Source organism: Taklimakanibacter lacteus, from assembly GCA_003576695.1.
In the GTDB taxonomy this organism is placed as follows: domain Bacteria; phylum Pseudomonadota; class Alphaproteobacteria; order Rhizobiales; family Aestuariivirgaceae; genus Taklimakanibacter; species Taklimakanibacter lacteus.
In genome coordinates this window covers 84382-104447 of record QOZQ01000017.1, presented here as the reverse complement: position 1 = coordinate 104447, position 20066 = coordinate 84382, and the positions used below count along the sequence as shown (strand labels likewise).

16 protein-coding genes are annotated in these 20066 nt (G+C 62.8%); 8 read left to right on the top strand and 8 right to left on the bottom strand.

What is annotated here, in order from left to right; translation table 11 throughout:
- Nucleotides 1-3 precede the first annotated feature (3 nt).
- Nucleotides 4-1311 (bottom strand): aspartate aminotransferase family protein, encoded by a 1308-nt coding sequence (locus tag DT068_RS27245; protein ID WP_119393055.1) that lies wholly within the window; start codon nucleotides 1309-1311, stop codon nucleotides 4-6.
- A 176-nt stretch (nucleotides 1312-1487) separates the two neighbouring features.
- Nucleotides 1488-2690, bottom strand: a complete 1203-nt coding sequence (gene rocD / locus DT068_RS27240) for an ornithine--oxo-acid transaminase (protein WP_438816461.1) — start codon at nucleotides 2688-2690, stop codon at nucleotides 1488-1490.
- A 128-nt stretch (nucleotides 2691-2818) separates the two neighbouring features.
- Between rocD and DT068_RS27235 the strand changes: the two genes are divergently transcribed.
- From DT068_RS27235 to DT068_RS27220, 4 genes are all read left to right on the top strand, one after another.
- Nucleotides 2819-3721, top strand: a complete 903-nt coding sequence (locus tag DT068_RS27235; RefSeq protein ID WP_119393053.1) for a MurR/RpiR family transcriptional regulator — start codon at nucleotides 2819-2821, stop codon at nucleotides 3719-3721.
- Nucleotides 3718-4356 (top strand): cysteine hydrolase family protein, encoded by a 639-nt coding sequence (locus tag DT068_RS27230; RefSeq protein ID WP_119393052.1) that lies wholly within the window; start codon nucleotides 3718-3720, stop codon nucleotides 4354-4356. The genes DT068_RS27235 and DT068_RS27230 overlap by 4 nt, the downstream gene beginning before the upstream one ends.
- Nucleotides 4356-5126, top strand: a complete 771-nt coding sequence (locus DT068_RS27225) for an N-formylglutamate amidohydrolase (protein ID WP_162914500.1) — start codon at nucleotides 4356-4358, stop codon at nucleotides 5124-5126. The genes DT068_RS27230 and DT068_RS27225 overlap by 1 nt, the downstream gene beginning before the upstream one ends.
- Before the next feature lie 121 nt (nucleotides 5127-5247).
- Nucleotides 5248-6642 (top strand): Fic family protein, encoded by a 1395-nt coding sequence (locus DT068_RS27220; protein WP_368905302.1) that lies wholly within the window; start codon nucleotides 5248-5250, stop codon nucleotides 6640-6642.
- 39 nt (nucleotides 6643-6681) lie between these two features.
- Here DT068_RS27220 and DT068_RS27215 read toward each other — a convergent pair whose 3' ends face one another.
- Nucleotides 6682-9723, bottom strand: a complete 3042-nt coding sequence (locus DT068_RS27215) for an aminotransferase class III-fold pyridoxal phosphate-dependent enzyme (RefSeq protein WP_119393071.1) — start codon at nucleotides 9721-9723, stop codon at nucleotides 6682-6684.
- Nucleotides 9724-9954: 231 nt separating this feature from the next.
- On the opposite strand from DT068_RS27215, the gene DT068_RS27210 reads away from it, so the two are divergent.
- Nucleotides 9955-10374: an Lrp/AsnC family transcriptional regulator gene (locus DT068_RS27210; protein ID WP_119393050.1), complete on the top strand. Its 420-nt coding sequence runs from the start codon at nucleotides 9955-9957 to the stop codon at nucleotides 10372-10374.
- A gap of 33 nt (nucleotides 10375-10407) precedes the next feature.
- Nucleotides 10408-12192 (top strand): adenine deaminase, encoded by a 1785-nt coding sequence (ade, locus tag DT068_RS27205; protein ID WP_119393049.1) that lies wholly within the window; start codon nucleotides 10408-10410, stop codon nucleotides 12190-12192.
- A gap of 123 nt (nucleotides 12193-12315) precedes the next feature.
- On the opposite strand, the gene DT068_RS27200 is transcribed toward ade, so the two are convergent.
- From DT068_RS27200 to DT068_RS27190, 3 genes are read right to left on the bottom strand one after another with little or no spacing between them, the layout of a single operon-like run.
- Nucleotides 12316-13392 (bottom strand): ABC transporter ATP-binding protein, encoded by a 1077-nt coding sequence (locus DT068_RS27200; protein ID WP_119393048.1) that lies wholly within the window; start codon nucleotides 13390-13392, stop codon nucleotides 12316-12318.
- A complete protein-coding gene (locus DT068_RS27195; RefSeq protein ID WP_119393047.1) occupies nucleotides 13389-15560 on the bottom strand; it encodes an ABC transporter permease in 2172 nt (723 codons plus the stop codon). Before DT068_RS27195 ends, DT068_RS27200 begins: the two co-directional genes overlap by 4 nt.
- Before the next feature lie 24 nt (nucleotides 15561-15584).
- The gene (locus DT068_RS27190) at nucleotides 15585-16616 is read right to left on the bottom strand and encodes an ABC transporter substrate-binding protein (RefSeq protein WP_119393046.1); all 1032 of its coding nucleotides are present in this window, start codon (nucleotides 16614-16616) and stop codon (nucleotides 15585-15587) included.
- 139 nt (nucleotides 16617-16755) lie between these two features.
- On the opposite strand from DT068_RS27190, the gene DT068_RS27185 reads away from it, so the two are divergent.
- Nucleotides 16756-17559, top strand: coding sequence for an inositol monophosphatase family protein (locus tag DT068_RS27185; RefSeq protein WP_162914499.1), 804 nt, complete (start codon nucleotides 16756-16758; stop codon nucleotides 17557-17559).
- Here the strand turns inward: DT068_RS27185 and DT068_RS27180 are convergent.
- Complete coding sequence (locus tag DT068_RS27180; RefSeq protein ID WP_119393044.1) at nucleotides 17528-18676, bottom strand: polysaccharide biosynthesis/export family protein; 1149 nt, start codon at nucleotides 18674-18676, stop codon at nucleotides 17528-17530. The genes DT068_RS27185 and DT068_RS27180 overlap by 32 nt on opposite strands.
- A gap of 334 nt (nucleotides 18677-19010) precedes the next feature.
- Between DT068_RS27180 and DT068_RS27175 the strand changes: the two genes are divergently transcribed.
- Nucleotides 19011-19493: an ureidoglycolate lyase gene (locus DT068_RS27175; RefSeq protein WP_119393043.1), complete on the top strand. Its 483-nt coding sequence runs from the start codon at nucleotides 19011-19013 to the stop codon at nucleotides 19491-19493.
- Here DT068_RS27175 and DT068_RS27170 read toward each other — a convergent pair whose 3' ends face one another.
- The gene (locus DT068_RS27170; RefSeq protein ID WP_162914498.1) at nucleotides 19494-20066 is read right to left on the bottom strand and encodes a transposase; all 573 of its coding nucleotides are present in this window, start codon (nucleotides 20064-20066) and stop codon (nucleotides 19494-19496) included.

Below are 20066 nucleotides of genomic sequence, written 5' to 3'. Positions count from 1 at the left end.
GATTCACCAGCCGGCGAAGGGGGCGATATCGGCATCGCTGACGACACCGGCTTCGACGTCACTGAGCGCGCGATCGAGAAATTCGACCGCCTCATCGACATCCTCACGCGTCAGGATGAGCGGCGGCGTCAGCTCCAGCACATTGGACTCGAGCCCGACATAGTAGAGAACGAGGCCGAGCTCGAAGGCGCGATAGACGGTCTTGGCGGCATAGCGTTTGGCGCGGTCGGCCGAGAGCTCGATGCCAATGGCGAGACCGCGGCCGCGCACATCCGTGATGATGTCGTGGCGCTGCCGGAGCTTCTGCAGGCTTGCGAAAAAATAATCGCCGACCATTGCCGCATTCAAGGCGAGCTCATCGCGCCGGATCGTATCGAGGACGGCAATGCCGGCGGCGGCCGAAACCGGATTGCCATGCAAGGTCTGCATCGCGAAGGCAGCGGCGAAATCGAGAATGCGCGCCGGCGCCACCGCGACGGCGAGCGGCATGCCGCCGCCGAGACCCTTGCCGAGGCAGATGATATCGGGCGTGAAACCTTCATGGCTGAAGGCATGCATCTCGCCACTACGGGCGAGGCCGACCTTCACCTCATCGCTGACGATCAATATGCCATGCCGGCGGCACAGTTCGACGAGACGCTTCAGGAAACCCGGCGGCGGCACGATCATGCCGCCATCCGACTGGATCGGCTCGATGAAGAGTGCGGCGACCTGATCGCCAGGGCATGTCGTCCTCAGGAGATGATCGACCAGCTCGAGCACTTTCTCGCCCGTCACATCACCCATGAATGGACGCGAGGCTGCGGGATAGGGAATGAGGGTGAGGCCCGCATGGCGCGTGGCATGCGCCTGGACGCTGTGGCCCGATATCGCCATCGATGCGGCGGTGCCGCCATGATAGGCGCCGGCAAAGCTGAGGATGCGCGCGCGGCCGGTCGCCGCCGTCACCGCGCGGAACATCGTTTCATTGGCGTCCGACCCCGAATGGCCGAGCCAGACCTTGGCGTCCGCTATTCCGGGCGCCGTCGCCAGCAGCCTTTCGGCAAGCTCTACCGCCGGCAGATTGGCGGATGAGAGCACGCTGGCGCCCGCCGGGTTGCGCACCGCTTTGGTCACCGCCTCGACGAGGGCCGGGTGGCCATAGCCCAGGCCCGCGGCCCCCCAGGCGGCCGAGAGATCGAGCAGTGACCGGCCGGATTGGTCCGTCACCCGGACACCGGCACCGCCGGTCAAAGCCGAAGGGAAGAAGCGCAGCTTCTGCAACGTGCCGATGGCGGCCGCATCGCGCTGATAGAGATCGTTCGCGGCCATCAGCTGGCGCCCGCTCTTTCCACATCCGTCATTCCGGCGAAAGCCGGGATCCATTGAATGGACGCAACCGGGCGGCGCTGCGCCGATGGAAAGAATTTATTGGGTCCCGGCTTTCGCCGGGATGACGGTTGAGGGATAGGAGAGAGGCTTTGCATAGAAGATTTGACGATCTGCTCCTAGCGCAACACGCGACCGATGCGCTCCAGCGCCCAGTCGATATCGGATTTGGTGATCACCAGAGGCGGCGAGATGCGGATCGTATGGTCATGCGTGTCCTTGCACAGGAGCCCCTCCTCGCGCAGCTTCTCGCAGAAAGGCCGCGCGCCGCCGGCATCGGGATCGAGCTCGACGGCCAGCATCAGTCCGCGCCCCCTGACATCGGCGATGATGTTGCTGCGCAGGCTCTTCAGCCCGTCGAGGAAATATCGGCCCATATTGGCCGAGTTCTCGATCATGCCTTCTTCGACCAGCACTTTCAGCGCCATGCGGGCGACGGCGCAGGCAAGCGGGTTGCCGCCGAAGGTCGAGCCATGCTCGCCGGGCTTGATCACGCTCAGCACCTCGGAATTCGAGAGAACCGCCGAGATCGGGTAGAAGCCGCCGGACAGGGCCTTGCCGACCAGGGTGATATCGGCCTCGATGCCCTCATGCTCCTCGGCCAGGAGCTTGCCGGTGCGGCCAAGCCCGGTCTGGATCTCGTCAAAGACGAGCTGCACGCGATTTCTGCGGCAGAGATCGAGCGCCTGGCGGAAATAATCCGGTGGGGGAATGATGACGCCCGCCTCGCCCTGGATCGGCTCGACCAGGAAAGCGACCGTGTTCGGCGTGATCGCGCGCTCGAGCGCCGCCATGTCGCCGAAGGGGATGACGCGGAAGCCCGGCGCGAAGGGACCGAAGCCGTTGCGCGAGGAGGGATCGGTGCTGAAACCGACGATGGTGATGGTGCGGCCATGGAAATTATCGGCGCAGACGATGATCTCGGCCTGGTTCTCGGGCACGCCCTTCTCTTCATAGCCCCATTTGCGCACCGCCTTGATGACCGTTTCGACCGCTTCGGCGCCGCTGTTCATCGGCAGCACCTTGTGCGAATTGGTCAGCGCGCAGATCTCCTCATAGAAGCGGGCCAGCTGGTCGTTGCGGAACGCGCGAGACGTCAGACTCAATCTGCCCGACTGCTCGATCAGCGCCTGGCGGATGCGCGGATGGCCGTGGCCCTGATTGACCGCCGAATAGGCCGAGAGGCAGTCGAGATATTTCCGCCCGTCGGTGTCCCACACCCAGATGCCTTCGCCGCGCTCCAGCACCACGTCCAGGGGCCTGTAGTTGTTGGCGCCCAGCTCCTTCTCGACCTTGATGAGATCGAGCGCCGAATAGTGCATCGTCATCGGACTTCCTCTAAAAGTCCCTGCCAAGCTACCAGACCCCGGCAAGGCGTCAATAAATTTTACAGATTGCTCATTTTCCATTCATTCTGTATTTTTTCATACAACAACCATGAACCCATCCCATGACCCTCAAAAGCAAGCTGATCGACAGCGCGTCTGACTTCACGCCGGCGGAGCGCAAGGTCATCCGTGTCCTCTTGGCCAATTATCCGGTGGCCGGCCTCGCCACCGCCTCGAGACTTGCGCAACAGGCCGAGGTCAGCGACCCGACCGTGATCCGGCTCGCCACCAAGCTCGGCTTCTCCGGCTTCATCGAGATGCAGCAGGCGCTGCTGGCGGAGCTCGAAGCGCATATGAATTCGGCGCTCACCATGCTGGAGAGCCGCAAGCCCGTCATGCCGGCGGAAGGGCTCTATCAATCCTATGCCGAAGCGACGATCGCCGCCCTCAAGACCAGCCAGTCCGACCTGTTGCCGGCCGATTTCAACGAGGCGGCCGACCTGCTGATCAAGGCCAAGAAGCGTGTCTTCTGCATCGGCGGCCGCTTCACCGGATTCCTTGCCGGCATACTCCACCGCCATCTGGTGCAGATGCGGCCCGGCGCCGTCTGGGCCAATGGCTCGCCCGCCGATCTCGCCGAATATGTCGCCGATATCGGCAAGCAGGACGTGGTCGTCGCCTTCGATCTCAGGCGCTACCAGCAGGATGTCGTGCATTTCGCCGAGCAGGCGCACAAGCGCGGCGCCCGCATCCTGCTTCTGACCGACCGCTGGAAATCGCCTATCGCCGCCTTCGCCACAGTGACGTTGACCGGACCGGTCGACACGATCTCGCCCTTCGACACGATGGTGCCGACCATGGTGCAGCTCGAGGCGCTGGTCGCCGCCTTCGCCGCCAAGCTCGACAAGGAGGGCCGCGGCCGGCTCGAGGAGATCGAATATTACCGGCGCCTCAACGGCGTCGTGCTCGATACGCCGAGCGAGACCACATCTTCCGCCAGCAGGAAAGCGAAACCGAAATCATGAAGCCCGCGACCATCACCCGCGATGCACCCTATAGACGGGAGGAGACCGCCCTCCTCTATGTCGATCTGCAGACCATCTACTGCACGCCGGGCCTCGATCCCTCGCATCCCGAGCTCGACGAGAACCATTATTATTTCAAGCGCCTGAAGGCGACGACGATCCCCAATGCGCAGAAGCTGCTCAAGGCGGCGCGCGCAAAGGGCATCCAGGTCACGCACACGATCATCGAGGCCCTGACCAGGGACGGCCGCGACATCTCGCTCGACCATCGCCTGTCGAACATCTTCGTGCCGAAGGGCATGCCGGAGGGCCAGCCGATCAAGGAACTGACCCCCATCGACAATGAGATCATCTTCCCCAAGTCGTCATCGGGCGTTTTCAATTCCACCAACATAGATTATGTGCTGAAGAACCTCGGCATCCGCTATCTCATCATCTCGGGCGTGATCACCGACCAGTGCGTCGACATGGCGGTGCGCGATGCCGCCGATCGCGGCTATCTGGTGACGCTCGTCGAAGATGCCTGCGCCACCTATTCGCAGGCGCGGCACGACACGGCGCTGAAGGCTTTCGGCGGCTATTGCTGGGTGAGCGACACGGAGACCGTTCTCAAGCGCCTTGAGGATATCGCCTAGTGGCCGATCAGCTCGCGCAGGATATCGCCGGCGATCCGCCGGCTTCAGAGACGGTCAATGAAGGTGGCGCATCACCCTATGTGCTCCTGTGCGAGCATGCCTCGAACCACATACCGGCACGCTATGAGGGGCTTGGCCTCGACGCCCAAGAGCTCAGGCGGCATATCGCCTGGGATATCGGCGTGGCGCCGATCGCGCGCGAGCTGTCGCGCGTCCTCGATGCGCCGCTGGTCCTGTCCGGCCATTCGCGCCTCCTCATCGATTGCAACCGGCCGGTCGGCGTCGCGACCTCCATCCCCGAGATCAGCGAGACGACCCGCATTCCCGGCAATGTGGCGCTCAGCGTCGGGGAGCGCGCTTTTCGCGAGAAGACATTCTACTGGCCGTTCCAGAAGGACGTGGCCCGAGTGCTCGACCGCCGCCAGGCCCAAGGCATGCCGACCATCGTCTTCGGCGTCCACAGCTTCACGCCTGTCTTCAAAGGCTTCGCGCGGCCCTGGCATGCGGGCATCCTGTTCCGCAAGGCGCAGCGCCTCGGCAACGCGCTGGTCGCCGCGCTGCAGGAGCCCGGCCTCACCGTCGTCGCCAACGAGCCCTATCGCATCGAGGATGACGGCGACTACACCGTGCCGGTGCATGGCGAGGCCCGCGGCCTCGATGCCGTCCTGATCGAGATCCGCCAGGACCTGATCGGCGACGCGCAGGGCCAGGCGGAATGGGCGAAGCGGCTGGCGCCGGCACTTCAGGCCTGCGTGTCAGGAAGTGCGTAGATAGTCTGTTTCTATTTTGTTCGTTTATAGGCGCAATTTTTATTGCGCATAGACCAGTAATTTGCGCATATGTCGACGTAACTGGCGCATAGATATATACGCGCCATTAATGGAGGCCGGCTTGGCCAAGCGCAAAAGAAACGAGGATTTGCGGGCAATTGAAGCCATTGTGCGCCAGCATCCCAGTGGAATCACGGCACGGGAGATTGCGAACCTGCTTGAGACCGCGACGCCGCGACGTACCTTGCAACATCGTCTCAAGACGCTTGTCGATAACGGCCGACTGATTAAAGAGGGCGAGGGACGGTGGGCGCGGTACCGTCCTCCCCCCACAAAAGCGATCTGGGATGTAACCCTTGAAAACATGGAAGTCCACGCTGAGGGGACAGTGCATCCCCTTTCAGAGAACGGACGGGAGATCCAGCACTATGTGCGACAGCCGGCGGGAGCGCGAAAGCCGGTCGGCTATCATCGCGGGTTTCTCGACTCCTACCGACCCAATGAAAGTTACTATCTGTCGGCAGAGCAGCGAACGCATCTTCGGGAAATTGGTGCACCCAAGATCACCGAGCAGCCCGCCGGCACCTACGCCAAACGAATTCTGAACAGGCTGCTTATCGACCTGTCATGGAACTCAAGTCGACTGGAAGGTAACACCTATTCCCTGCTCGACACTAAGCGCCTCATCGACCTCGGCGAGGAGGCAGAGGGCAAAGCGCGGATAGAAGCTCAGATGATCCTCAATCACAAGGATGCCATCGAGTTTCTCGTCAGCAATGCGGAAGAAATAGGCTTCAACCGTTACACGATTCTCAACCTGCATGCCTTGCTTGCAAACAACCTGCTTTCGGATCCCGATGCGCCGGGTCGCCTGAGATACATTGGTGTCGCCATCGAGGGGGCCGTCTTTCATCCCCTGGAAACGCCACAACTCATTGAAGAGTGTTTTGAGCAGATCCTCGAAGCTGCTTCGACTATAACCGATCCATTCGAGCAAGCCTTCTTCGTGATGGTGCAGCTTCCCTATTTGCAGCCCTTCGACGATGTGAACAAGCGCGTATCCCGTCTCGCCGCGAATATTCCGCTCATCAAGGGAAATCTCCTGCCGCTGTCGTTTGAGGACGTCCCGAAAGAGCTTTACACCCAGGCGATCCTCGGCGTGTACGAGATGAATCGGATAGAGATGTTGCGCGATGTCTTCATCTGGGCCTATCAGCGCTCAGCAGCGCGTTACGCCGCCGTCAGGCAGTCATTGGGAGAGCCTGACCCCTACCGGCTGCGATACCGTGCAGACCTGAAAAATGTTGTCAGCTCGGTCGTTCGCGGTTGCATGAGCAAAAAGCAGGCGACTGCTTACGTTGATACCTGGACACGAGAACACATCGAGGCTGGAGACCAAAAGAAGTTTCGAGAGATAGCAGAGAGCGAGCTTGTCGGCCTGCATGAGGGAAACTTCGCGCGTTACCAAATCAGGCCATCCGAATTTTTGGCTTGGCAAGAGGCTTGGAAACGCTAAGCAGCAGCGCAATCAGCGTTGACGCACTGGCACTCGGCTTCAGGCCACGGCCCTGGTAAAGGCGTGATCGAGGACATCGCAGAGAAGATCGGCATCGGTCTTTGAGAAGATCATCGCCGGGCGCATCTTGACGACATTGTCATAAGGCCCGTCGGTGCCGATCAGCACGCCTTCCTCGCGCGCCAGGTTGACGACGCGGTTGGCAAATTCTGTCGCGTGTTTCCTGGAGGCGCGGTCGGTGACGAGATCGAGCCCCAGAAACAGTCCCATACCGCGGACATCGCCAATGGACTCGTGGCGCTGCTGCAGGCTGCGGAAGCGCGACAGCAGATAATCGCCCATCGCAGCCGCATTGTCGCGCAAGCGGTCGCGGTCGATGATCTCCAGCACCTTGAGGCCGATGGCGCAGGACACCGGATTGCCGCCGAAGGTGTTGAAATATTCCATGCCGTTGTTGAAGGCCCTGGCGACATCAGGCGTGGTGACGAGCGCCGCCAGGGGATGGCCATTGCCGATCGGCTTGCCCATGGTGACGATGTCGGGGACGACGCCTTGCGTCTCGAAGGCCCACATATGGCTGCCGACGCGGCCTAGGCCCACCTGCACCTCATCGGCAATGCACAAGCCCCCGGCATCGCGAATGATGCGATAGGCCTCTTCGAGATAATGCGGCGGAAAGAAAATCTGGCCGCCGCAGCTCGGAATCGATTCGGCAATGAAGGCGGCGGGCCGCTTGCCGGCCTTGCGGATCGCCGCGACCTGGCGGGCGATGCTCTCGGCGAAGCGCCTGCCATGCTCTTCGGCCGGCCAGTCAGCAGGCGCGCGATAGGTGTCCGGCAGCTCGGCTTCCCAGACATGGGCTTTGCGACCTTCGCCGCCAGCGCGCTTGTATTTATAGGGGCTGATGTCGATCAGCTCGGCGCCATGGCCATGATAGGCCCAGTCGACGACGACGATGTCATTCTGGCCGGTCTTGGCGCGCATCATGCGCAGCGCCAGATCATTGGCCTCGCTGCCGGTGCAGACAAAGCTCGCCACCTTGAGATCGCCCGGCAGGGTCGAGCCCAGCACCTCGGCATAGTCGACGATGTTATCGTGCAGGTAGCGGGTATTGGTGTTGAGGCGCGAAGCCTCGCGCGCCAGCACCTCGACGATCTCGGGGTGGGCATGGCCCAGATGCGCGACATTGTTGAAACAATCGAGATAGGCCCGGCCGTCATCGGCAATGAGCCACACGCCTTCGCCACGCACCATCTTGAGCGGCTCGCGGAACGAGATGCTCAAATTGGGCAGGAGGGTACGCTTGCGGGCAGCGACGATCTCATCGCTGGTCCGCCCCGAACGTTGAAAAGTCTCGGGCGTGAGGCCGGCGAAATCATAGGCCGGCGGATAGAGCTTCGCCCACAGATCGAGATAGGCTTCCTCGCCGACGCCCGGAATGGGCTCGGCGTCATCGCTGCCATAAGCAACGAGCTGCAGATGGAGATGCGGCAGCCAGCCACCATTCTCGTCAGCATTGCCCAAAGTGCCGATCCGCTCACCGGCCTGGAGCAGCTGACCTTCCTTGAGATGCGCTGCCGTCTCATGGGAGAGATGGCCCCACAGGCTCGAAAAGCGCACGCCCGGCTCAGGCTCATGCTCGATCAGGATGACGCAGCCATAGCCCAGGGGCTCGCGCTCGATGCGCACATCGGTGACGCGCCCGGCGAGCGGCGTCATGACCAGCGTCCCGGCCTCGGCAAAGATATCGAGACCGAGATGGCGGGTGCGGCGGACATCGCGGATGAGCTTCGATTCGAACATCTTTCCGGCATAGATGGCGCGCCTCTCGCCCCAGGGCCCGATGCCGAGCTCGGCATTCTCGGCCTTGCGCAAGGCCTGCCAGGCAGTCTCGCAGGCGCCGACATCCATCGACGCGGCCGCCTTCACCAGCGGATGCGATGCGTCGCCAAACGGCACCTGGAGGATGCGGTGATTGGAGAGCGGCCGGCCCCAGATCGGGCTCAGGGCCTTGCGGTTGCGGGCGAGCCAGCCGGCAGCCTTGCCGGCGCCCGGCGCCACCTCGAAGCCGCAAGCCTGGCGCAGGATCGCCTTGGCGATGAAGGGATCGATGCGGCGGAAGCGGCGCAGCATGTCCCAGGCCGGCTTCTCGCTGATATTGAGATAGGGATTGCCGGCGACGCGCGGCGCGCGCTCGGCCGAGATGGTGACGGAGGTGACGAGCCGCATGGCGATGAGATCGAAGAGGAGATCGATCTCCTCCACATGCAGCGGCAACTCCCGGTGATAGCCCATCAGCATGTGGGCGACCGCGCCCAGAGGATCATCGGCATCGAGAATGGCATAGGCGGCAGCGACGCCAAGCTCGGCAATGAGGGTGGTGTGGAGCGCATCGCCGAAATCGATGAGGCCTGAAATCTCGCTCCCGTCATCAGAGACCAGCACATTCCAGTCATTGGCGTCATTGTGAATGACGCCGGCGCGCAGCTCATTGAGACGCGGCTCGACCAGGGTCTCGAAGCGGGTGAGGAAATAGTCGCAGATCTCGCGCTGCCCGGGATCATCGATCGCCGTCATACGGGCGCGCGAACGGCCGGCCTTGCGCAGGTCCCAGTCGAGGTCGCGATGGGCGCCCGGATGGCCGAAGCTCTGGAGAGCGCGGTCGAGCCGGCCGAGGAAGCTGCCGAAGCTTTCAAGCAGCGCCGGTGTCTTCGGCTTCTCGGCAAGCGGCGTGCCCGCCAGGTAATCGACGGCGCGGATCAGGTGGCGCTCGCCTTTGGCCCCGTCGATGACCGGCAGTTCCTCGCCCGATTTGGAGACGCGCACGGGCGGCACGGCAAGGCCCGGATCGACCTTCCTGATATGGCCGATCATTGCGACCTGGAATCGCAGCGCCTGCTCGGGCTCGGCGGCATTGACGATCTTGAGCACCGCGCCCTGGCCCGTCCCGGCAAAATGGAAATTCTGGTCGCGCTCGCTGGCGAGACGGGAAACCGGGCCGCTCAGGCCGAAATGCGCTTCCGCGATCTGGCGCGCCAGGCTTTCGCTGATTTCGGGTCCGGGATGGTTGATGATCGACAAGGCGTCCTCCGGGAGGGGTGCGTTGCGGCGGAAGATGTGCCATTCATCGGAATAACTCAACCGTCACTTCGATTGCCCAATCCGCCCTTTTGACCGGTACGGCCGCCATTTGAGCAAATCCCGCCGAAGTTGCAGACTTCGGCGATAAGGATTTGCTCCAATGTTATTTGTCGAGCCTTCTTGACCCCTTGGGATCGAATCGGCTCGATTCGATCCCAAGGGGAAGGCTCGATGACGCCTGACGAAAAAGACCGCGAAATCCTGAGTGTTTTGCGCGACGATGCGCGGATCAGCGCCAAGGCGCTGGCGGCCAAGGTGGGGCTTGCCCGCTCAAGCCTCAGGGACCGGATCGCGCGGCTGGAGAAGGCCGGCATCATCCGCGGCTATCGCGCCGATATCGCCGATGCCTCGCTCGCGGCCTTTGCCTGTCTCCTGGTGAAGCTCAAGCAGACGCCCTCCCCGCAAGTGGTGAAGCGGCTCGAGCGTCTGCCGGAGGTCACACGCTGCCTGTCGCTGGCCGGCGAGATCGATCTTCTTATCGATATCAGGGCGGAATCGCTCGCCCGGCTCAATCAGATCCGTGATCAAATCTCCAACTTCCCTGAAGTGGCTGAAACGACCACTGCCGTGGTCCTCAGGCAAGAGATATAGACATACCGAACGCACTGGAAGGACAATGAATTCATGAAAGCCTGGTCAGAGACAGCGTCCGAGCTCATCGATGTCGCCATGGGGCGAAAACCCGCCGACATGGTCATACGCAAGGGGCGCTGGGTGAATGTGCATTCGGGCGAGATCATCCCCGGCACCGATATTGCCATCATCGGCGGGCGCTTTGCCTATGTCGGTCCTGATGCGAGCCACGCGGTCGGTCCCAAGACGAAGATCATCGAAGCGCAGGGCCGCTATCTCGTGCCGGGCCTGTGCGACGGGCATATGCATGTCGAAAGCGGCATGGTGACGGTGACCGAATTTGCCCGCGCCGTCATCCCGCATGGCACCACGACGATGTTCATCGACCCGCATGAGATCGCCAATGTGCTGGGGCTGCCGGGCGTCAGGCTGATGCATGATGAAGCGGCGGGGCTTCCGATCAATGTCCTCGTCCAGATGCCAAGTTGCGTGCCGAGCGCGCCAGGCCTCGAAAATCCCGGCGCCACGCTGGGCGTCGCCGAGGTGAAGGAAGCGATGGCCTGGCCCAATATCATCGGCCTCGGGGAGATGATGAATTTTCCGGGCGTCATCGCCAAGGATGCCACGATGCTGGGCGAGATCGCCGCCACCCAGGCGGCGCATAAGACAGTCGGCGGCCATTATGCCTCGCCGGATCTCGGCCTCCCCTTCCATGCCTATGTGGCGGGCGGGCCTGCCGATGATCACGAAGGCACGCGTGTCGATGATGCAATTGCGCGCGTTCGCCAGGGCATGCGCGCCATGCTGCGCCTGGGCTCGGCCTGGTATGATGTCGCGGCCCAGATCAAGGCGGTGACCGAGTGCGGGCTCGATCCGCGCAATTTCATCCTGTGCACCGATGACAGCCATTCCGGCACGCTGGTCAATGACGGCCATATGAACCGCGTCTTGCGCCATGCCATCGCGCAGGGACTGAAACCCATCACCGCCATCCAGATGGCGACATTGAACACCGCCCAGCATTTCGGCCTCGAACGCGAGCTGGGCTCGATCACGCCCGGCCGGCGCGCCGATCTCGTTCTCACCTCCGATCTCGTCGCGCTTCCCATCGAGATGGTCATCGCCCATGGCAAAGTACTGGCGGAGAACGGCAAGCTCACCGCCGACATACCGGCCTATGCCTACCCCAGGACGGCGCGCGACACGGTGAAAATGAAGCGCAAGCTCACCGCCGAGGACTTCGACATCGCGGCACCCAAGGGCGCCAACCAAGTGAAGGCCCGCGTCATCGGCGTCATCGAGAACCAGGCACCGACCAGGGCGCTCGAATGCGAGCTGAAAGTGAGCCAGGGCCTGGCTGAAATGGACCGCGCCCGGGATGTCTGCCAGATCGCGCTGGTCGAGCGCCACCGCGCCACCGGCCAAGTGACGAATGCCTTCGTTTCGGGCTTCGGCTACGACAAGGATTGCGCCGTGGCGAGCACGGTCGCGCATGACAGCCACCATATGATCGTCGTCGGCACCAGCAAGGACGACATGGCGGTCGCCGCCAACAAGCTGGGTGAAGTGGGCGGCGGGATCGTGGTGGTGAGCCAGGGCAAGATACTGGCGCTGGTCGAGCTTCCGATCGCGGGGCTCATGTCGGACGAGCGGGCCGAGATCGTTGCCCAAAAGGCGCAAAGGATGGTCGAGGCCATGGCCGAATGCGGCTGCACCCTCAACAACGCCTATATGCAGCACTCGCTGCTGGCGCTGGTGGTGATCCCTGAATTGCGCATCTCCGACATCGGCCTCATCGATGTGACGCGCTTCGCTAAGTCGGAGCTGTTCGCCTAGCGACCCTCTGTCCGTCATCCCGGCGAAAGCCGGGACCCATTGACTAAGTTCACGCGGGTGGCGTTGGGCGCGCGGAAAGAACTTAGGGGATCCCGGCTTTCGCCGGGATGACGAAAAAGGAGGTCAGCTCCGCTCGACCAGCGCCAGCTGCGCCGGGTCGAGTTGCATATAGACGCGTGCGCCGGCGGTAAAGCGCTTGCCGACCGGCTGGATGACGAAGATCGATTGCCCGGCCGCATCGAGCGTATATTCCCAGTGCGAGCCCAGATATGTGGCGCGCGCCACTTTCGCCGGAAGGCTGTCACTCTTGGCCGCCTTGCCGTCGAGCAGCACCCCGCTCGGGCGGATGACCAGGAAGACTTTATCTCCGCTTATTCCATTGGCGGGTAGAACGAGCTTCGACTTGCCGAGGCCGACGGTGACCTTTTTCTTCTTCCGGTCGCGCGCGACGATCTCGCCCGGCACCAGATTGGCGCTGCCGATGAAATCGGCGACGAAGGCATCGGCCGGGCGCTGATAGAGGTCGGCAGGTGTTCCTTCCTGCGCGATCCGGCCCTTGTTCATGACGACGATCTTGTCCGAGACGGCGAGCGCTTCTTCCTGGTCATGCGTCACATAGACGGCGGTGAGGCCGAGCTTGAGCTGGATCTCGCGGATATCCTCGCGCATCTTGCGGCGCAATTTGGCGTCGAGATTGGAGAGGGGCTCGTCGAAGAGGAGGACCTGCGGCTCGAGCACGAGCGCGCGGGCGACCGCGACGCGCTGCTGCTGGCCGCCGGAGAGCTCCGAGGGCAAGCGGTCGTCGAAGCCGGTGAGGCCCACCAAAGCCAGCCCTTCCTGCGCCTTGGCGCGCTGCGCCTCGCGCGACAGGTTCGATTCACGCAGGCCAAAGGAGACGTTCTCCATCACCGTCATATGCGGAAAGAGCGCATAGGACTGGAACACCATGCTGACATCGCGCTCATTGGGCGGCAGCAAGGTGACGTCCTTGCCGCCGATGAAGACGCTGCCCGATGTCGGCATTTCGAGGCCGGCGATCATGCGCAAGGTCGTGGTCTTGCCGCAGCCCGAAGGTCCGAGCAGCGTCACCAGGGTGCCCGGCTCGATGAGAAGATCGATATCATCGACCGCCGTCACGGCGCCAAAACGCTTGGCCACCGCCTGCAGCCGCACCGCCGCCGACCTGCTTTCGATGCTCATGTGGTACCCCTTCCTATTCCGAGCGCAGCCGGCGCCGTGCGGCGCGCGGCGCGGCGCTGCTCGCCCACACCCAGCTGGATCAGCCCGATCGCCAGCAGCATGAACAGGATCAGCACCGAGCTATAGGCGATGGCGACGCCGAAATCCGACACTTCCACCCGCCCGACAATATAAGCGGTGGCGAGATTGTACTGGGCGCTGACCAGGAAGATGACGGCGCTGACCGAAGTGATGGCGCGCACGAAAGCATAGACCAGCGAGGCGACGATGGCGGGCCTCAACAGCGGCAGCACCACGCGCCGGATGGTGGCGAAGCTGCCATGGCGCAGCATCAAAGAGCATTCATCGAGGCTCTTGTCGATCTGCGCCATGGTGGCAAGACCGGCCCTGATCGAGACCGGCATGTTTCGGAAGACGAAGCAGATGATGAGAATGAGACCGGTTCCGGTGAGCTCGATCGGCGGCACGTTGAAGGCGAGGATATAGCTGACGCCGATCACGGTGCCCGGAATGGCGAAGCTCAGCATGGTGATGAATTCGAAGGCCGACTGGCCGATGAAGCGCTGGCGGTTCAGTAGATAGGCGGTGAGAAGGCCGATCACCGCGGTCAAGGGCGCGGCGATGGCGGCGAGCTCGACGGTGGTGAAGAAGGAGGGCCAGGCGCGCCCGCTCCACAACAGACCGTGCTCGGTCCAGTCGATGCCGAAGGCCGTGACATAGTGCTGGAGGGTCGGCGTGTTGTCTATGCCAAGCGACTTTACGAAGCCGCCGATCAGGATGATGCCATAAAGGAGGATGGTGAAGGCAAGCCACGGCATGGTCGCCCAGTAGACGAGGCGCTTCACGCCAACCGGCAGCGGCGCCGGCAGGCCTGAATCGCCCTTGCCGGAAATCGTCGTATAGACCTTCTTGCCGATCCATTGCCGCTGCAGGACGAAGGCCGACAAGGTGAGGAACAGCAGCGCAATGGACAGAGCCGAAGCGCGGCCCGGATCGTTCTGCGAGCCGACAATGGCAAAGAAGATGTCGGTCGACAGAACATCGTAATTGCCGCCAAGCACCAGCGGGTTGCCGAAATCAGCGAGGCTCTCCACGAAGCCGATCAGGAAGGCATTGGCGAGGCCGGGACGCATCAAGGGCCAGGTCACCGTCTTGAAGGTGCGCCAGCGATTGGCCCGCAAGGTCTGCGCCGCTTCCTCCATCGAGGGGCTGATGCCGTCGACGACGCCGATGAGCACCAGATAGGCGATGGGCGTGAAGGCCAGTGTCTGCACCAGGAGCAGGCCGAAGAAGCCATAGATCCACCGGCTCGGTGGAATGCCAAGGAACTCGTTCAGGAGCCAGGTCGCCATGCCGTTGCGGCCGAACAGCAAGATGATGCCGAGGCCGATCACGAAAGGCGGTGTGATGATCGGCAGGATGGCCAGGAGGCGCAGCAGGCCCTTGGCGCGGAACCCGGTACGCTTGTGGAGAAGCGCGAAGCCCAGGCCGAGCAAGGTCGTCGCCAGGCCAACGGCGACCGCCAGAATGAGGCTGTTCCAGGTCACGCTCCACACATCGGCCGAGAACAGGCGCTCCGCCAGCGCGACCAGGGAATAGCCGCCTTCGGGCGTGAGCGCGGCTTCGACGAGAATGAGCGCCACCGGAAAGAAGACGAAAAGGCCGATGCAGGCGACAACCACGGCAATGGAGGAGACGAGGAAGACGTCGCCCCTCATATAGCCCTTGAGGGCAAGGCCCGCCGAAAGGAGCAGCAGGCAGGCGGTTCCGACGACGAAGGCGCCGCTGCCCATGCCGATCTGCGGGCTCGCGGGGCCGAACAGGGTTTCAAGGCTCGAGAAATTCCAGCCTTTGAGGCCGAGGGCGAAGCCCTGCAGCAGCAGATAGGCGAGCGCCAGGCCGCCGCACCAGGTGATGACCCAGGATCGCGGCCCCGAGGAGCGGAAAACCTCGGTCAGCGCGAGGGCGAGCAGGACCGGCACCGGCCACAGCCAGTGCCGGCCATGCGCAATCATCTGCACCATGCCCGAGGCATTGGCGCTTTCGGTCGGGGCGGCGAGCCACGCGAAGGACCAGAAGCCCGCCGCCACGCCATACCAGGGCAACGCCACGAGGCCCAGCCAGGCAATGATCAGCACCAGGAGTATGTGGCGCGATTGCCGGGACATCGCGATATGGCCGACGTGGTTTCGCTACTTCGCGCCGATCTCCTTGTCCCAGCGGCCCAGCAGGCGCTTGCGCTCGGCGGACGAGCCGAATTTCGCGAAGTCATAGTCGATGAGCTTGATATCGGCCATCTTCGGGGCCTGTTCGGGGATAGGTGCCTCCATATTGGAGGGGTTCTGATAGGAGTTGGCCTGCGCCGCGAGCTTCTGCGCCTCCGGCGTCAGCGCCCAGTCATACCATTTCCTGGCGCTGTCCATATTGGGGGCGCCCTTGACGATGCTCATCGAGCCGATCTCGAAGCCGGTGCCCTCGCAGGGAGATACGTTCTTGATGGGCGCGTTCGAGGTGATGGTCGGCGTCACGATGTCATGCTGGAAGGCGATGCCGACCAGGGTCTCGCCGCGCGCCGCGGCCTGCGCCGGGGCGGCGCCCGACTTCGTATACTGGTTGATATTCTCGCCGAGGGCTTTCAGATATTTGAAGGCCTCGTCCTCGCCCATGATCTGCACGAGGGTGGCGATGAATGTATAGGCGGTGCCCGACGAATTGGGATTGGCGACCTGCACCTCGCCCTTGAATTCGGGCTTGATCAGGTCGGCCCAGCATTTGGGCGCTTCCAGCTTCTTCTGCTCGAGGAGATCGGTGTTGTAGCCGTAGCCGAGCGCGCCCAGATAGATGCCGACGGTGCGCTTCTGGGCCGTCTCATGCTGCTTGACGGCCCAGGGATGAAGCTTCGCCAGCATGGGGGAGTCGTAGGCTTCGGTCAGCCCCTCCTCAGCCGCCTGGAGATGCGGGTCGCCGGTGCCGCCCCACCAGACATCGCCCTTGGGATTGGCGCTTTCGGCCTTCACCTGGGCATAGGTCTCGCCCGAGCTCTTGCGCGTCATGGCGACAGTGATGCCGGTCGCCTTCTGGAACTCGTTGACCATGAGCTGGCACCATTCCTCCTGGACCGAGCAATAGACGGTAAGATTCCCGTCGGCGCGCGCCGGACCTGAAAGAATCGTTGCGCCGGCAATGGCCAGCGATAGGAAAAAGGCCTTGGTTGCTTTCTTCATGAGGTTCCTCCCTGGTGCCCGCTCCGGCCCATCTTTATGGTTGCCGGATGTGCTGTCCTCGGCGAATTATGACAGTTGTGTGACAGATTGGACCAGTGGAAATGCCTTGGCTAGTCGAAATTTAGGAGTTCCCGTGGACGTGGATGAGATCGAAAAGCGCTATTGGGCGGCGCAGGGCATCGTGCGCTCGGCCGGCCGGCTCGCGGCCGAGCACTATCACCGGCGCCAGGAACTCGCTGTCGAGCGCAAGGGCACCCAGGACCTGGTCAGCGAGGCCGACCGCCAATGCGAAGACCTGATCGTCGGCGCCCTCAAGGGCCTGTTTCCCGATGACGGGTTTCTCGGCGAGGAGCGCGGCCGGCAGAATGACGGCGCCAGGGCTACCTGGATCATCGATCCGATCGACGGCACCGCCAATTTCCTGCGCGGCATCCCCTTATGGTGCGTTTCGCTCGGCCTCCTCACCGAGGGCGAATTCGTCATCGGCATCATCTACAATCCCATCACCGAAGATCTTTATGCCGCGCGCCGCAACAGGGGCGCCACCCTCAATGGCAAGCCGATCAAGGTCAGCGATGTGGCGGCGCTCGAGGAGGCAAGGCTCGGCATCGGCTTCAGCTATCGCCAGCCGGTGGCCGCGCATGCCGAAGCGATCGGCAGGCTGCTCGACTCGCATTGCGAATACAGCCGGCTGGGCTCGGGCGCGCTCGGCCTCGCCTTCACGGCCGATGGCCGCCTCGACGGCTATTTCGAGGCGCATATCAATGTGTGGGACGTCGCCGCCGGACTGTGCATCATCAAGGAAGCGGGCGGGCGCGTGAACGACTTCCTCGGCGGCGATGGTCTCGCCAAGGGCAACGCCGTCCTCGCCAGCACGCCACGCCTCTATGCGACCCTCGAAGACCTTCTCATCACAAGGCGTTCGCCGAATTCACGGTCCTGATGGCGGCACTTGGCGGCGACAACGCAGAACCCAGAAGCCCCAGGAACTTCTGCAGCGACACCGTCGAGGCATCGGCCACGTAGATCACATCGCGGTCGCGCATGGCGATCGACTGGGCGAAGAAATACTGGTTCGGATCCTTGAGGTTCAGCCGGTAGATCACCGGCACGATGTCGCCCGAAACATTGACGGGCTCGGAGGCGAAGCGTTCCGCCACGGCGCGCTTCTCGAAGCGGAACAGGAACACGCCCGAGGCATCGGCGCGAATATCCGACAGGCCTGATGTCTTGCCGACCGCTTCCATCAGATTGAGATCGCTGACGCCGAATTCCACGACGCCCTTGCGCTCGACCGCGCCAAAGGCCGAATAGGTCCTCGGCCGTCTTTCGACGCTGATCTGGTCGCCGGGGCGCAAATAAATATTGTCGGATGGCGTCTCGAGGACATGATCGAGATAGGACGAGGCGATCTCGCCGCGCCGCGTGATGTTGACGACCGTCTCATAGGGTGGAGACGACGCGCCGCCCGAGCCCGCGATCACATCGACCACCGTATCGCCACGCAGACTCAACGGATAGAGGCCGGCCTTGCCGACGCTCCCCGTCACCGTGACCATCGAGGCGACCTTCTCCTTGCGCGCCACATGCACCTGCGGCTCGACCGCCTTGGCCTCGAGCGCCTTGGTGATGGCCGCTTCCAGCGACTGGGTCGTGCGGCCGGCGGCCCTGATCGAGCCGGCATAGGGGATGGTGATGGTGCCCTTGCCGCTGACCTCGATATCGGGAATGTTGCCGCGATCGGCGGTGCTGGTGCTGGCGAAGACGCCGGTATTGTCGGCTTCCCAGATCGTGACACTGAGAATATCGCCCGGCCCGATCAACTCGCCGCGCGCCGGCTTGCCCTTGCCGAAGCGGTCGCCGAAGCTCTGCACGTCGTGACGCGCAAGATAGCTGGCGACATTGCGATCGACATTGACGAGCGCGAAGCCCGCGGTGTTCTTCTCGAGATAGGCTTTTTCGATTTGCTTGCTTTGCGGCCCTTCACTCGGAAGCGCCGAACAGCCGGACAACGCAACAGCGAATATGGCCGACAAGGCCACGGACGTTTTTAGACGCATTACCTAACTTTCCCCTCGATTGGTGAACCATGGAACTCAGCGCCCGTCCCAGCGCTCATCGGTTCCCCAACCCACTAACTTGATAACATCACAATTTAGCGAGGACCACCCTTCTTTTCACTCGCCCGTTACGTCAGCCGACCCGATCAAAATTCACAGTCAGCAATTTCAACAGCTTGCAGCTTCTAGTGAGTCAATGTGACGTAAATTTGCGCAATTGGCGATTTTGCATGCGCAGTTCCGTGTTCGTGACATGTCAGCCACAGCGGCCTTATGGTCTTTCCCAAGGTTAGCATGTAGTTTCGCACGCATTCCCATTTCGAGACTCACCGCCATGACGCGACTGCTTGCGATCGAACCTCTCACCCGCGCCGCCTTCTCAGGCTTCGGCGATGTGATCGAAATGGAAGGTGCCAATCACTACCCGATCAATCAAGGCTTCGCGGAGCGCTTCCACGACCTCGCGCGAATCGATACGGGCACAGAGGACGGCGAGACGATCATCAGCCTGTTTCGCGGCCGCCCGAGGCCCATGCCGATCGAGATCGGCTTCGTCGAGCGTCATCCGCTCGGCAGCCAGGCCTTCTATCCGCTCCAGGATCACGACTGGCTCATCGTCGTCGCCGAGGAAGGACTGCAAACGCTCCGAGCGTTCCGCGCCAGCGGCCGGCAGGGCATCAATTATGCTCGCAATGTGTGGCACTATCCCCTCCTCGTGCTTGGGCAGGAGAGCGACTTCCTGATCATCGACCGGAAGGGCCCGGGCAACAATCTCGAGGAGGCTCAGCTTCCCGAGGCTGCTCGCCTCGTGCCCTGATCACCAGCGCGCCTTGCGGCCGCGCTTTTTCGGCTTCAACGAGCGACCGAGCTCATATTCGATGCGCGTGTAGAAATCGGCATCGCCGGCGGGCCGGCCGGTGCGCGTCGCGGCGCGGATCATCGCGACATGACGGTCATCGGCCGGGCAATCGAAGCGCGTCTCGCCGATATGCCATTTCCAGTCGGAGGGTTTTTCGACCAGACGGGCACGCACCGGGTTGAAGCTCAGATAAGCGATGGCCGACGCCGCATGCGCGGCATCGAGCGGACAGGACAGATAGCGGCCGCGCCACAGGCCCTGGGGTCCCAGCCCCTTGTAGCGGGCGAAGAGACGGCGCGTCTCGCCCATCATGCGGGCCAAGGCGTCGCCGGTCGAGGGAATGGCAATGAGATGCACATGGTCCGGCATCAGACAGGCCGAAACCAGATTCGCGCCGCGCAGGTTGCGTGCCAGTATGTCGCGATACTCGCCATAGTCGGCATCATCGGCGAAAAGCGTGAGGCCGGAGCGCGCCCGCTGCACGATGTGATGCGGGATGTCGGGAAGGACAATGCGCGCAAGCCTGGCCAC

What these genes read in the sequence shown, in the direction of transcription:
- DT068_RS27230 (WP_119393052.1), top strand. Translation starts at nt 3,718, where the DNA reads ATGAAGCCCGCGACCATCACCCGCGATGCACCCTATAGACGGGAGGAG.
- DT068_RS27235 (WP_119393053.1), top strand. Translation starts at nt 2,819, where the DNA reads ATGACCCTCAAAAGCAAGCTGATCGACAGCGCGTCTGACTTCACGCCG.
- ade (WP_119393049.1), top strand. Translation starts at nt 10,408, where the DNA reads ATGAAAGCCTGGTCAGAGACAGCGTCCGAGCTCATCGATGTCGCCATG.
- DT068_RS27200 (WP_119393048.1), bottom strand. Translation starts at nt 13,392, where the DNA reads ATGAGCATCGAAAGCAGGTCGGCGGCGGTGCGGCTGCAGGCGGTGGCC.
- DT068_RS27190 (WP_119393046.1), bottom strand. Translation starts at nt 16,616, where the DNA reads ATGAAGAAAGCAACCAAGGCCTTTTTCCTATCGCTGGCCATTGCCGGC.
- rocD (WP_438816461.1), bottom strand. Translation starts at nt 2,690, where the DNA reads ATGCACTATTCGGCGCTCGATCTCATCAAGGTCGAGAAGGAGCTGGGC.
- DT068_RS27180 (WP_119393044.1), bottom strand. Translation starts at nt 18,676, where the DNA reads ATGCGTCTAAAAACGTCCGTGGCCTTGTCGGCCATATTCGCTGTTGCG.
- DT068_RS27195 (WP_119393047.1), bottom strand. Translation starts at nt 15,560, where the DNA reads ATGTCCCGGCAATCGCGCCACATACTCCTGGTGCTGATCATTGCCTGG.
- DT068_RS27175 (WP_119393043.1), top strand. Translation starts at nt 19,011, where the DNA reads ATGACGCGACTGCTTGCGATCGAACCTCTCACCCGCGCCGCCTTCTCA.
- DT068_RS27210 (WP_119393050.1), top strand. Translation starts at nt 9,955, where the DNA reads ATGACGCCTGACGAAAAAGACCGCGAAATCCTGAGTGTTTTGCGCGAC.
- DT068_RS27245 (WP_119393055.1), bottom strand. Translation starts at nt 1,311, where the DNA reads ATGGCCGCGAACGATCTCTATCAGCGCGATGCGGCCGCCATCGGCACG.